We start from the raw sequence: 13,609 nt of genomic DNA, 5'->3' as shown, positions 1-13,609 counted from the left end.
AAATAAGCATAATCGTGTTATCAATAAATTAAGGTAATGCAACAGGTGTTATCCAAAGATAATCGGCATGAACTGAAGTGACATCACTTCCCTCTTCCGTCATTATCACAACAATCACGTGTTCATTCGGTGCTAAATCAGCAACATGCAAAGGAACACCCATTACCTTTGTGGCATGGAAAGAGCCTGCAATTAAAAGCGCAGGAGTAGGAGCGTTTAATAAACGTTGTGCCATTGCGCGATCTCGCAATTGCTGAATAATCGTCATTTTTTCTGCTTGCGTTTTATCAAGCGCGCCACCATGAGAAAGTTCGATGGTTTTTTGAATAAGTTGGCGAACGGATGCATCAGTTGAATGTACCCCCTCAATAATAGGTGGTTTTTTATATGCACTAGATATTTCACTACGATCGATATTGGCAGCTAATAAAGGATAATCTGCACTTAGCCCTGCTTTAACAATATCGCCATACCATTTCCAAGGCCAACCGGAATTCCATTTTAATGCCGCCATTAGACGTTCATCCCGTAGATATTCAGAACCTGAATAACGTTTTTTCGTACTATCAACTAAGGATTGCTGACTTGGCGTTAGCATCTCTAGTAAAACCGATCCTTGAGGACGTTTTTTAGCTAATTCAGTCATTAACCAATATTCAATATCATGATGATAAGCATTGTCATGTTTCTCACCAATGATCACACGAGGTTGGTTTGCTAATCGAGCTAGCAGAGTATCTGACGTAATAGATTGCCCAGTCTGAGTATCAATGATGTTTGCCGACTGAATAATTGTCAGATCTACAGCTGATACAGGTTGCTTTTCTATCGAATGACATGCTGAAAGACTTATTAATGAAACTAGCAGTAAGATCCTTTTTGATATTGAGAAAAACATAATCATCCTATTAGTTATATATACCTATATTCAGTTGGACGCATAGGTTAATATTATTGCTAATAATTATCAATATCATTATTATATTAATTTGCATTTAATGCTTTACATAGTTTCATGAATATAAAAAAGCGCCTTAAAAAGGCGCCTTTTGTATATAATACAGCTAATTATAAGAATTAATTTTGTGATTGGGCTTGAGCCTCAACAACCGCTAATGCCACCATGTTTACGATACGACGTACTGATGCAATTGGCGTTAAAATATGAGCCGGTTTAGCGACCCCCATTAAAACTGGCCCCACTGTCACACCATCAGAACTGGTTACTCGTAATAAGTTATAGCTAATACGTGCCGCTTCCATCGTTGGCATAATAAGTAAATTCGCAGAACCTTTTAATGGACTATCAGGCATCACATCACGGCGAATAGACTCTACTAATGCAGCATCGGCATGCATTTCACCATCAATTTCTAATTCAGGTGCGCGTTGTTTGATAATTTCTAACGCTTTTCTAAGTTTGATTGATGATGGACTATCAAAGGAGCCAAAACTTGAGCGAGAAACTAGCGCAGCTTTTGGTTCAATACCAAAACGGCGAATGGTATCCGCTGCCATCAGAGTAATATCCGCCAGTTGTTCGGCAGTTGGATCTTCATTAACGTAAGTATCTGTAATGAAAGTATTACCACTTGGTAATAACAGTGCATTCATTGCTCCTGCCGTTTCCATACCTTCACGTAAACCAAATACATTTTTATAGATTTCGAAGTGCTCTGCATAGCTCCCTACTGTACCGCAAATCAAGCCATCAGCTTCACCTCTACGTACCATAATGGCACCTATAAGCGTTGGATTACCAATCATTGCGCGACGAGCTTGTTCTTGAGAGACACCTCGACGTTTCATAATTTGGTGATATTCTTGCCAATATTCTTTGAAACGTGGGTCGTTTTCATTGTTCACTACTTCAAAATCTTTGCCAGCTTGAATATGTAAACCCAGTTTTTGAATACGCATTTCAATAACACTAGGCCGACCAATTAAGATTGGAGTTGCTAAACCTAATGTAACGAGTTCTTGTGTGGCATGTAATACGCGGTTTTCTTCACCTTCAGCTAAAACAATGCGTTTTTTCTCTTTTTTCGCTTGAGAGAAAATAGGCTTCATAAATAAGTTAGTTTTATAAACAAACTCATTAAGATGTTCGATATAAACCGAGAAATCTTCAATTGGACGTGTTGCAACACCTGAATCCATGGCTGCTTTTGCAACTGCAGGTGCAATTTTTACAATCAAGCGTGGATCAAACGGTTTTGGAATAATATATTCTGGACCAAAAGAGAGCTCTTGATCACCATACGCTGAAGCGACCTCTTCGTTTTGCTCAGCCAGTGCAAGCTCTGCGATAGCATGCACACATGCGAGTTTCATCTCTTCATTAATCGCAGTCGCGCCAACGTCTAATGCACCACGGAAAATGAATGGAAAACACAATACGTTATTAACCTGATTTGGATAATCTGAACGACCCGTACAGATAATCGCGTCAGAACGCACTGCTTTTGCTAATGGCGGTAAAATTTCAGGCTCTGGATTTGCAAGCGCAAGAATAAGTGGATCGCGCGCCATTTTTTTAACCATTTCTTGTGTTAATACACCAGGCCCTGAACAACCTAAGAAAATATCGGCATTATTAATAACATCATCTAATGTACGCGTACCATTGTCTTCAATCGCATAGGCGGCTTTGGTTTCTGCCATATTAGCTTCACGACCACGGTAGATAACGCCTTTTGAGTCACATACTGTGATATTTTCACGTGTGAGTCCTAAAGCGACTAATAGATTCATACACGCGATAGAAGCTGCACCCGCCCCTGATACCACTAATTTTACTTTGCTAATATCTTTTCGAATAATACGTAAACCATTGAGGATCGCGGCAGTTGAGATAATCGCTGTACCATGTTGATCATCATGGAAAACAGGGATATTCATTCTCTCACGCAATTTTTGCTCAATATAAAAACACTCAGGTGCTTTAATATCTTCGAGGTTAATACCGCCAAAAGTAGGTTCTAATGAAGCAATAATATCAACAAGTTTATCAGGGTCCGTTTCATTAACTTCAATGTCAAAAACATCAACACCAGAAAACTTCTTAAACAAAACGCCCTTACCTTCCATTACAGGCTTACCAGCTAAGGCTCCAATATTTCCAAGTCCAAGCACTGCTGTACCATTTGAAATCACCCCAACAAGGTTACCTTTAGCGGTATAGCGATAAGCAGCTAGAGGATCGGCTGCAATTTCTAAACAAGGTGCTGCAACACCCGGCGAATAAGCTAATGCCAGATCACGTTGGGTAATTAACGGTTTTGTAGGTGTTACTGTGATTTTGCCTGGTACGGGAAATTCATGAAAATCTAGAGCGCTTTGTTTTAATTTGTCTTCCATCTTCATATCCTTTGTATCAATAGGGTAAGGGCTTCGTTAGTATAATGGTAATGGAGCGTTAAATCATGACGGCTACGACACTTTTTTCAATTTAATAAACTAGAACGCACTGATCTTTTTTGCTTATTTTTATCGCAACAAAAGCTTATAAAACAACCTACTCAGCTATTTTAGGTATTGAATGATATTAATAGTGATCACTTAAAATAAAAACAGCTATTAAAAACAGCCCTTTGGGTTCGATTAAAAGACGTTTTACTCATTTGAATACGAATGAAAATGACCATCTAAGATCAATACACTCTAGATTTATTATATACAATTAATACCTAGTTATAGGTATATTATTAACGTCATTTAATTTTCCCCACTGTAATAAACTCGAACAGAAAAAAGACAATGTTTGTTTATTATTTATCAGATATTAAATTAACATTTAAAATAATTAAATTTTTTATATTATTTAAAAAAACAATAACTATTTTCGCTTGTTGATTATTTTTCAAATAGGCACATCTCCATACAACTCATTGTAACGATAAAGATTTTATAGAATTAGGTTTTTTGTTAAGCGTTTTGGTTATTTTCTTTTTTACCCGTAACAATAATTGGTGTAATATTGCCAACCGTCAATTTTATTTTCTTATTGTTTTAATAAGATGTCTGATTCTAATTTTTATTCCTCATTTGGAATTTACTTTTTTATTTTCTACTTTTGGAAAGATTACGCACATTATTATTTTTTTTTAGGGAGAGGGGTTATGCCTAGCTACTCAATTATGATAGTGGATGATCACCCTATCATGAGATATGGATTACGGCTATTGTTAGAAAAAGACAAGGATTTTGTCGTAGTAAGCGAAAGTGGCAATGCTCAAGAGGCTGTAACCGCTGCAAAACAATTAAATCCAGATTTAATTATGATGGATTTAAATCTGCAAGGGCGTTCAGGTATTGATACTATTCGAACACTTCGACGTTCTGGTTTAACATCTTACGTTCTTGTTTTATCCGTTTCTGATTCACGCAACGATGTTTATGCCGCATTGGATGCAGGCGCAAACGGTTATCTTTTAAAAGAATGTGAATTAGATATGCTGTTACTAAGCTTGCGTAAAGCGGCTGTTGGGCATCCTGTTTATAGCGAGCGTGTTTGGCAATATATTCAACTTAGACAAAACTATTCTGATCCACTTTCAGCTCTTACGAAAAGGGAGCTTGATGTCCTTCATGAAGTGTCAGTTGGTATGAAAAACAAACAAATTGCTGAAAACTTATTTATTTCTGAAGAAACAGTGAAAGTTCATATTCGTAACATTTTAAAGAAACTGCAAGTTACTTCTCGTTTAGCTGCCAGTCTTATTCTTATTAAGCACCAGTATTAAACGTTTTACCCCGACACAGGGTCGGGGTAATCAGAGTTATTATTGAATATTTTGCTTAAGTGTGTATTGAATCATTAATTACTCAATGGGAACAGGATAACTTAATACTTTAAAATGGTTATCTGGCATTTTTTCAATATTTAACTGATAAAGCTCTCGATTAATTCCATTTATGACAATATCAAGTTCACTAAAAGCAGATTGTATTTCTTCATTGGTTGCCCACGAAGGAATACCTTTTACACCATAATAGAAATAAATTTTACTTTTCCCTGATCCTATCGGTTGGATCTCTTTTATTTGGCTAATAAACAGATGGCCATAGCAGAAGTCTTGGTAAGGTTGCCACGCTTTGCGTCCTTTTTCACTAAGATTGAACACCCATTCTTCTCCATTTGCTGTTTGTTCAATCAATCCCGCCTCAACTAATGCATGCATTCTTTCTAACACCCAAGGTGCATCATCTTCATTGCTATATACAGGCCATTTCCCTTCGCCCAAACACAATAAATAATCACTGTTAAAAAAAGCTTCTAAGGCTATTTTATACTCATCAACTTTTTGACTGTCATTTTCTTCATCTGCCCAGCTAAAAGAAGAAAGTAAAAGTAATATAAGACTCAGTGAAATACTTTTCATATTCTCTTTTACCAACGGAAATCTTTATTCGTATTTGTATTACTCTACGCTACACAATTCGTTACACTAACGTGACAGTTTAATATCCGATATATTTTATAATGTAAATAGGATTTTTCACTACAACAAAAGCTGTTACTTTGGAATTGTATAACACTCATTCTCATCAATACTAATATTACGTATTGTCATATAAGGAAAATATCATGTCCACGACAAACCTGACATATACCATGTACGGCATAAAAAATTGCGATACAATCAAAAAAGCACGTAAATGGCTAGATGATAATCATGTTCCTTACGCGTTTCATGATTACCGCAAAGAGGGTTTGACGGAAGCATTATTACGCACCTTTACAGAAAATTTAGATTGGCAGACACTTGTGAATAAAAGAGGAACAACTTGGCGTCAATTATCTGATGAAGAAAAAAATGCAATCACGGATGTTACCTCCGCTATTTCACTGATGTTAGATAAACCCGCTATCATTAAGCGCCCTATTCTTGTCTCATCAGATAACCGCTTTATTGTCGGTTTTAATACCAATGACTATTTAACCTTTACAGGAGCCTAATATTTATGTCCTGTCCTGTTATTGAACTTGCACAACAATTAATTTCACGTCCTTCGATAAGCCCTGACGATCAAGGTTGTCAACAATTGATTATTGATAGGCTAGCTCCTCTTGGTTTTACTATTGAAAGAATGCCTTTTGGTGAAACAGAGAATTTATGGGCTTGTCGTGGAGGTGAGGGAGAGACTCTAGCCTTTGCGGGTCATACAGATGTGGTTCCTACTGGTGATCCAGCATTATGGGAACAACCACCGTTTGAACCGTCAATACGTGATGGCATGCTTTATGGTCGCGGTGCTGCTGATATGAAAGGTTCTCTTGCAGCAATGATTATCGCAGCAGAACGTTTTGTACGTTCTTATCCCGATCATCGTGGACGACTGGCTTTTTTAATTACCTCTGATGAAGAAGCAAAAGCAGCTGATGGTACGGTAAAAGTTGTGCAATCTTTAATGTCACGTGGCGAACGGCTTGATTATTGCCTTGTCGGTGAACCCTCGAGCCAACATCAATTAGGTGATATGGTAAAAAATGGCCGCCGAGGTTCAATAACAGCGAATTTATTAATTCAAGGTGTACAAGGGCATGTTGCTTACCCTCACCTTGCAGAAAATCCTATTCATACTGCGTCCCCTTTTATTCAAGAATTAGTCAATACGGTTTGGGATGAAGGCAACGAATTTTTCCCAGCGACAACCATGCAAATTGCTAATATTCATGCGGGTACTGGCAGTAATAATGTTATTCCTGGTGAGTTGTTTATCCAATTTAATTTCCGTTTTAGCACCGCAATTACTGATGAAGAAATTCGCCAACGTACAGAGGCTTTGTTGCAAAAACACCAACTTCATTACCATTTAGAATGGTCTTTATCTGGTCAACCTTTTATTACTGGTCAAGGTAAATTGCTTGAAGCGGTTCGTTATTCTGTCAAACATTATACCAATTTAGATCCAGAACTCTCCACCAGCGGAGGCACTTCTGATGGGCGATTTATAGCTCAAATGGGAGCGCAAGTTGTTGAGTTAGGCCCTGTAAATGCAACTATTCACAAAGTGAATGAATGTGTTAATGCAGCAGATCTACAGCAACTTAGTCGAATTTATCAGCGAGTGATGGAGCAACTTATTTTATGATAACGCCTTTAATGCTAACAGGTCGCTCTACTGAGCATTTAGTCACTTTATCCGGTCAACATCGTTTACAATTTAATGCAGCAAAAGCCTTTTTAGCCTTACAACAACAGGCAACAAAAGCCGGCTTTAAATTGATGCCCGCAAGCTCTTTTCGTGATTTTAATCGCCAATTAGCGATATGGAATGGAAAGTTTGAAGGCACTCGTCCTGTTTTAGATGCACAAAGTCAACCCATTGATATAACTACTTTATCAGAAGGCGAACGCTGTACCGCGATTTTAAAATGGTCAGCGTTACCTGGTGCAAGTCGCCACCATTGGGGAACCGAAATTGATATTTATGATCCCTTTCGCTTACCTGAAGGGCAATCATTACAGTTAGAACCTTGGGAGTATGAAGACGGAGGCTATTTTGCAGAGCTTAATGAGTGGTTAACAGAGAATATGTCAGCGTATGATTTTTATCGCCCTTTTACTCATAAAGAGAGCTATATTGCTTACGAACCTTGGCATATCAGTTATTGGCCTCTATCTCATGAAGCCTCACTTGCTTACACGCCTGAAATTCTTAAATCAGTGCTAGAGGAAGAAGATATTCATGGTAAACAATGGTTATTAGCGGATCTTGACGAGATATTTTCACGTTATATTGTTTTGCCTGAATAAAATTATTTCTCACATGGGGCTTCTTGTTGATCGTTTACAGGAAGTCTCCACATAAAAATTAACAAACAAGCTAGGATTATGAGTAATAATATTCTGACCCATAGCATCGATACTAACCACAGTGAAATCGCAAAAGTAATTAAAATCACTAAAATAGCTTTAGGTTTCGCCCCTTTAGGCATAGCGCGATAAGCTTGCCAATAACGTAAATAAGAGCCAAACCAAGAACGGTAAAGTAGCCAATGATGAAAGCGTGTTGATGAGCGTGAAAAACACCATGCAGCAAGTAATAAAAAAGGTGTTGTGGGTAATACAGGTAAAATAACACCCAGCGTGGCTAATCCAACACATAACCAACCTGCTATAATCAATAATATCCGTTTCATACTGTACTTTTCCAACTTATGCTGTATCTGGTTATTTTATAGCGTTAAATAAAAAAGATCCTCATTCTCAATAACGATTTTAAAACAGAAGGTTTATTTATGCACTGGTTTGCTGACTATTGGTGGGTTATTTTAATTCTTTTAGTGGGAATTATTATTAACGCAATTAAAGATATGAACAAAATCGATCCTAAACAATTTCTTAAAAATAAGCGGAAATTGCCCCCACACCGTGATTTTAATGATAAATGGGATGATGAAGATGATTGGCCTAAACAAAATCAAAACAAGAAGGATGAGAATAAGTAGCTAACCACTGTTGATAATGCGATGTTAATTGAGGATCTTTTTCAGTCATTAATTTCGCGCATTGTTCTCTTAGTTGCTTAGTTAAGACTTTTTTTCCTGATAAAGAAAATTCAGCCACACACTGCTCAACTGTTTTATTTTCTACAAAAAAAGCCACTAATAACGGGTAGTGTTGCTCATAGCCTACCAAAAAGTTGGCCACACTCTCATAAACAGTAAGTACCGGACGATGAGCAAATGCAAAACCTGCCATCATTAACCAAGTGTCTTGTGATGTAGCAATATGATGGGGTAGCAATTTCGTTGATAAACAGATACCTGTTTGCTTTTTTATCTGCTGATATTGCAAAGCAAAAGCGCTTAAAGACGAGTGCAATAACTGTTCACCTTTTTCTGTTAGTGGATAAATGGCCATTGCTGCATAACATCCACTACTAGCCTCTTTATGTACCCCTAATCGTACTATTTGAAAGCCACATTTCATCCAAAACTGCGCTAAAACTTCGGTGTAACCAAAGCTCACTGAAAGGTAATCAATAGCCTGTTTTTGACTCTCGATTACAATATTAGTCATTAAAGTTGCAGCAATTTTCTGGCGCCGATATTGAGGTAAAACGGCGATTCGACTAATGCGCAATGAGGTTAAACACACCGCATCTGGTGTTAAACCATAGGTGACTAATGATTGAGCAAGTAGATTACCTCTAGGCCTACGAGTACCTAGCCATACATCATAAGCAAGTTCGAAAGGTAATCCCCCTTCTTCAATACACCACACGGCACCCACGATTTTTTTATTGATTGTCGCTGACCAATAATGCTGTTTTTGACCATCAAGTAAACGCCGTAGATCCAACGGTGTTGTTCGATAATGCGCACTAGTAAGTAGTTGATAAAACCCATGTAGTTGTGGAATATTATTATGCCAATTTCCTTGAAGCTTCTGGATATCGACTTCACCTTGTTGCTGACGTTCAAAATCATGCTCAGGCTCATCAAGTAATAACAACTGATTAAGCCAATTTTCTAATGGACAATCTTTAGCCCAGCGGATTGGTGTTTGTAATTGATAAGTGCGTAAATGAGGAATATTACCTCCTAATTTAAGCATAAAACCACGCCCTGTCCCCTCATAACCTTGTACTGTGGTTGTCATTAACACATTAGGAAAATAACCACATAGCACTTCTAATTGTGCAATTGGTAGAGAAGCAGCTTCATCAATAATCAACCAATCACTTTGAATTTCATTATTTTTGCACAGTGCTAATAAATTATCAGGAGAGTAAAATGAAATAGCTTTGTTGGTATGGGAAGATAAAACATCAGTGCTATTTTTAGCAGGTGCACAAACTATCACATTACCTTGATATTGCTCGATAAACATACCAGCAAGCGCAGATTTTCCACGCCCTCTTGGTGCAATAACACTCCAAACACCAGATGTCGATATAAGCAAATTATCTAAAATCAATTGCTGTTCTGTGGTTGGTTCACCCTGTGGAAGTACCCAAGGTTTAGCGTTTTCAATCATTGTAGGCAACTTTAATAATGTTGATTGTTGCCACACAATCACTTGCTCATCACCTAATGTGATATCTTTTAGCCATACCATAAAGTTCGGTGTTGAAAGTGCACCTTGAGCATCATTCCAGCGCTGACTATCGTTATCTATGTAGCTATCCCAACTTTCAATATTGGGTAAACACAGGATCAATAAACTACCGGCTTTTAATGTGCCCGTTAACATGGCTAAAGCATCAGTATTAAATCCCTCATTAGCATCAAAAACAGCATGTAGAAACTCTCGTCCTAACAGACGAATAGCGTGCTCTGGTAAAATAGCATTAGGCTGGCAAGATGAAATCGTTATCCAATCACCTTGGCATAACTGGGTAATTTGCTGGATCTGTTCTGTTTGCCATGTAGGTTCGCCCGCTAATAGCAGTAATTGACGCAGCCCAAATCGCGCTAACTTTTGCTGGTATTGATGCAAATGAGAGAATGACACCGCTAGGATTTGCCAATTAATAATGAAAGAATACCAGCTGCAATTAATGGCCCAACTGGAACACCACGGAAAAGCGCTACTCCAATAACCGTTCCCACTAATAAGCCGGCAACCGTTGACGGCTGGTTATTCATTAAAGAAACGCCTCTAGCCCCCAGCCAAGAAACAGCGATACCAATAGCAATCGCTAATAGTGATTTCCAGTTTAAGAATGAATTAAGAACTTCTTGTCCTGATATACGCCCCGTTGCAATGGGAGTCATTACGCCGATGGTAAGAATTAAGATCCCTATGGTCATGCCATATTTTTCAACAACAGGAAAATATTGATTTAATGGTGTTATTTTAATGACTAACAAAGCCAGCATGGCTAACGTCACAGTCATGTTATGACTAATAATGCCGAGCCCAGCGAGAACCAGCAAAATTAATAATGAGGGATCAACATTGCTCATGTTTGTTCCTAACCCTTTCTCTTTATAGTGTTAATTGTCTTTTATTTACCAAAGAATGGTATTAGTTCGAAGACGAAGAAGCAAATGTATCGCAAGATTTAATATTGCCACTGTTATACCCTCGCATAAACCAAGTTTTACGCTGTTCTGCGCTACCATGTGTAAAACTGTCAGGTACAGCATAACCTTGCTGTTGTTGCTGTAATTTATCATCGCCGATAGCTTGCGCTGTTTTAATTGCCGTTAATAAATCACTTTCATCAATACGGCCCTCACCTGCAATAAAATGCCCCCACATTCCAGCAAAACAGTCAGCTTGTAGTTCTAATTTTACAGATAAACGATTTGCTTCTGCTTTTGAGCGAGCCATTTGTTGTTTTTCGCGCATTTGGGTTGTAATACCTAGCAAATGCTGAACATGATGACCAACTTCATGAGATATAACATAGCCTTGGGCAAATTCACCACCACCACCTAAGCTATTTTTCATTTCATTATAAAAGGAGAGATCAAGATAGATTTTTCGATCCGCGGGACAATAAAATGGTCCCATTATTTTTGTGCCCGTTCCACATTGTGTTGTCGTGCTATTGGTATATAGCACAAGTTTAGGATCACTATATTGTTTTCCTACTTGTGCAAAAATTGTTCGCCAGAAATCTTCTGTACTGGCTAAAATAACACTACTAAAATCAGCAGCTTCATTATAGAGTGCGGTTTGTTGTTCATTACGTTGTGGTGCTTGATTATTGCCACCTGTTAACGTGTTAAAATCAAATCCCATAAAGCTGGCGATAACTAAAACAATAATTATTACAAAACCATATTTAGTACGCAGTAAAAGTGCAATTAATCCTAATGGGAGATTGCCACCACCAGATGCAGAGGAAGGTTGCCCTCTTCTGTCTTCTACATTATTACTTCTTCGGCGATCATTCCAACGCATAACATATCCCCACGGTTTTAATAGGCTAATTTATCTTTATTATGAGTAAATTTATCACTTGATTTGAGATAATAACAAAAAATTGTCATCTCTATTCCCTATTTTTTGAGAGTAAGGTAATAGAGACTATTAGAGAAAATAACTCAACACACTTTAGTCATTTCATAATAGAATTCTTATTCCTAATCATCGTATTTTTTGTTAACACATTGAGATCTTAATGACTCGGACCCAGCGCTTACTCACTTTATTACAAATTCTAAAAGAAAACCGTTATCCGATAACTGCTGAGTCGCTCGCTAATAAATTACACATAAGTGTACGGTCGATTTATCGTGATATTGAATCTCTACGTGATCAAGGTGCTGAAATTACGGGCGAAGCGGGTATAGGTTATCAATTGAGTTCAGGATTATTACTTCCTCCATTAACCTTTGATATCAATGAATTGGAAGCCCTTATCTTAGGATTGCGTTGGGTTGAAAATAATACAGATAATGAATTAAGCTACTCGGCATTACGTGCGATTAATAAAATTAATGCCGTAGTCACAACACAGCATCAAACATTACTGGAGCAAAACACATTATTTGTACCTACAAATCGAATTATTGAAGTTAACCACACTATTGCTAAAGATTTACGCTTAAGTTTACGTGAAGAGAAAAAAGCGAAAATTGATTATAAAGACGCTCAAAAACAATTAAGTCATCGTATTATTTGGCCGATTGCGGTTGGCTATTTTCAAGACTCGCAAGTCATTGCTGCATGGTGTGAATTACGCCAAAGTTATCGCCATTTTAGACTCGATAGGATTATTTCTTATGATGTATTAAGTGATAATTTGCCTTATCCAAAAAGTTATTTGCTCGATAGATGGAAAAAAGAGATCCTCAAAGATGCTCCTGACAATAACTGACACTCAACTTCCGTAATATCTTCCTTGCTGTTCCTCGTTTAGCGATTTCAGTTTAAACAAACATTATGTCAATCAACACAGTAAGGAAACATCATGAGTGAACTTATCCTTTATACTAATACAATGTCTCGCGGCAACACAGTTGAGCTTTTCTTAAAGATATTAAATGTACCATATCAGCGCATTGAATTAGCTTATGGCGAACCAATGCATAGTCCTGAATACCTTGCAATTAATCCGATGGCGAAGGTTCCTGCATTAGTTGATGGCGAATATATTGTTACAGAAACTTCCGCAATTTGTGCTTATTTAGCGGATAAGTTTATTGAGAAAGGATTCGCACCTGCACTAAATTCTCCTGAAAGAGCTACCTATTATCGTTGGTTCTTTTTTACCGCAGGCCCTATTGAAGCAGCATTTACAGTCAAAGATCTCGGTGTGGAGTTGAATGAAGAACAACAAAAGTCCTCTGGTTTTGGTTCATTTGAACGTGCCTTTCATTGTTTAGAAACGGGGCTAGCCAGTGCTAACCCTTATATTTGTGGCAAAAATCTGACTGCGGTTGATGTGTATGTGGGCTATTTCCTAATTTTCTTATGCAAATATGCACTCATTGAACCAACACCATTAATTAATCAATATATTGATAGTCTTGCACTTAATAATGAAATTAAACAATTATTAGTAAGTTTAGGATTACGATGATTATTCTTATTATTAAACGTAATTTTATCAATATAACTGCTTAATCATGTTCTTTTAAACTCTTTTTGAAAAAACAAAAGGTCAGTTTTTAAGCTGACCTTTTTTATTATATTGT

14 protein-coding genes are annotated in these 13,609 nt (G+C 37.4%); 7 read left to right on the top strand and 7 right to left on the bottom strand.

Annotation, left to right across the window (positions count from 1 at the left end):
- Positions 1-28: 28 nt before the first annotated feature.
- Both ABN217_RS01450 and maeB read right to left on the bottom strand, forming a co-directional pair.
- The gene (locus ABN217_RS01450; protein WP_197269077.1) at positions 29-898 is read right to left on the bottom strand and encodes a ChaN family lipoprotein; all 870 of its coding nucleotides are present in this window, start codon (positions 896-898) and stop codon (positions 29-31) included.
- Positions 899-1,077: 179 nt separating this feature from the next.
- Positions 1,078-3,360, bottom strand: coding sequence for an NADP-dependent oxaloacetate-decarboxylating malate dehydrogenase (maeB, locus tag ABN217_RS01445; RefSeq protein WP_072068403.1), 2,283 nt, complete (start codon positions 3,358-3,360; stop codon positions 1,078-1,080).
- Between the two features lie 761 nt (positions 3,361-4,121).
- On the opposite strand from maeB, the gene ABN217_RS01440 reads away from it, so the two are divergent.
- Positions 4,122-4,745 (top strand): response regulator, encoded by a 624-nt coding sequence (locus ABN217_RS01440; RefSeq protein ID WP_072068404.1) that lies wholly within the window; start codon positions 4,122-4,124, stop codon positions 4,743-4,745.
- 78 nt (positions 4,746-4,823) lie between these two features.
- Here the strand turns inward: ABN217_RS01440 and ABN217_RS01435 are convergent, their stop codons facing one another.
- Positions 4,824-5,384 (bottom strand): SEN1982 family lipoprotein, encoded by a 561-nt coding sequence (locus ABN217_RS01435; RefSeq protein ID WP_072068405.1) that lies wholly within the window; start codon positions 5,382-5,384, stop codon positions 4,824-4,826.
- A gap of 206 nt (positions 5,385-5,590) precedes the next feature.
- Here ABN217_RS01435 and ABN217_RS01430 point away from each other — a divergent pair, with 206 nt between their 5' ends.
- Genes ABN217_RS01430 through ABN217_RS01420 form a run of 3 tightly spaced genes read left to right on the top strand, consistent with a single transcriptional unit; the run spans position 5,591 to position 7,763 of the window.
- On the top strand, positions 5,591-5,962 hold the full coding sequence (locus tag ABN217_RS01430; protein ID WP_072068406.1) for an ArsC family reductase: 372 nt from the start codon (positions 5,591-5,593) through the stop codon (positions 5,960-5,962).
- Positions 5,963-5,967: 5 nt separating this feature from the next.
- Positions 5,968-7,098: a succinyl-diaminopimelate desuccinylase gene (gene dapE / locus ABN217_RS01425; protein ID WP_340893283.1), complete on the top strand. Its 1,131-nt coding sequence runs from the start codon at positions 5,968-5,970 to the stop codon at positions 7,096-7,098.
- Positions 7,095-7,763, top strand: a complete 669-nt coding sequence (locus ABN217_RS01420; RefSeq protein ID WP_340893285.1) for a M15 family metallopeptidase — start codon at positions 7,095-7,097, stop codon at positions 7,761-7,763. Before dapE ends, ABN217_RS01420 begins: the two co-directional genes overlap by 4 nt.
- 2 nt (positions 7,764-7,765) lie before the next feature.
- Here the strand turns inward: ABN217_RS01420 and ABN217_RS01415 are convergent, their stop codons facing one another.
- The gene (locus tag ABN217_RS01415; RefSeq protein ID WP_072068409.1) at positions 7,766-8,149 is read right to left on the bottom strand and encodes a DUF454 family protein; all 384 of its coding nucleotides are present in this window, start codon (positions 8,147-8,149) and stop codon (positions 7,766-7,768) included.
- Positions 8,150-8,248: 99 nt separating this feature from the next.
- On the opposite strand from ABN217_RS01415, the gene ABN217_RS01410 reads away from it, so the two are divergent.
- Positions 8,249-8,458 (top strand): YpfN family protein, encoded by a 210-nt coding sequence (locus ABN217_RS01410; protein ID WP_036936107.1) that lies wholly within the window; start codon positions 8,249-8,251, stop codon positions 8,456-8,458.
- Here ABN217_RS01410 and ABN217_RS01405 read toward each other — a convergent pair.
- The 3 genes from ABN217_RS01405 to ypfJ form a co-directional block, all read right to left on the bottom strand.
- Positions 8,421-10,469, bottom strand: a complete 2,049-nt coding sequence (locus tag ABN217_RS01405) for a tRNA(Met) cytidine acetyltransferase TmcA (protein WP_349458988.1) — start codon at positions 10,467-10,469, stop codon at positions 8,421-8,423. The genes ABN217_RS01410 and ABN217_RS01405 overlap by 38 nt on opposite strands.
- Before the next feature lie 2 nt (positions 10,470-10,471).
- Positions 10,472-10,924 (bottom strand): DUF441 domain-containing protein, encoded by a 453-nt coding sequence (locus tag ABN217_RS01400; protein ID WP_006533030.1) that lies wholly within the window; start codon positions 10,922-10,924, stop codon positions 10,472-10,474.
- Positions 10,925-10,985: 61 nt separating this feature from the next.
- Positions 10,986-11,870 (bottom strand): KPN_02809 family neutral zinc metallopeptidase, encoded by an 885-nt coding sequence (gene ypfJ / locus ABN217_RS01395; RefSeq protein WP_196554067.1) that lies wholly within the window; start codon positions 11,868-11,870, stop codon positions 10,986-10,988.
- A 220-nt stretch (positions 11,871-12,090) separates the two neighbouring features.
- Here ypfJ and ABN217_RS01390 point away from each other — a divergent pair, with 220 nt between their 5' ends.
- Together ABN217_RS01390 and ABN217_RS01385 are read left to right on the top strand one after the other, a co-directional pair.
- A complete protein-coding gene (locus ABN217_RS01390; RefSeq protein ID WP_349458986.1) occupies positions 12,091-12,789 on the top strand; it encodes a helix-turn-helix transcriptional regulator in 699 nt (232 codons plus the stop codon).
- Between the two features lie 93 nt (positions 12,790-12,882).
- Positions 12,883-13,494, top strand: coding sequence for a glutathione S-transferase family protein (locus ABN217_RS01385; RefSeq protein ID WP_196554065.1), 612 nt, complete (start codon positions 12,883-12,885; stop codon positions 13,492-13,494).
- Positions 13,495-13,609: the final 115 nt, after the last annotated feature.

Source organism: Proteus sp. fly-1067, assembly GCF_040139345.1.
GTDB classification, from domain to species: Bacteria; Pseudomonadota; Gammaproteobacteria; order Enterobacterales; family Enterobacteriaceae; genus Proteus; species Proteus vulgaris_B.
The sequence above is the reverse complement of the archived record's forward strand: the minus strand, read 5'-3'. Positions and strand labels throughout refer to the sequence as shown.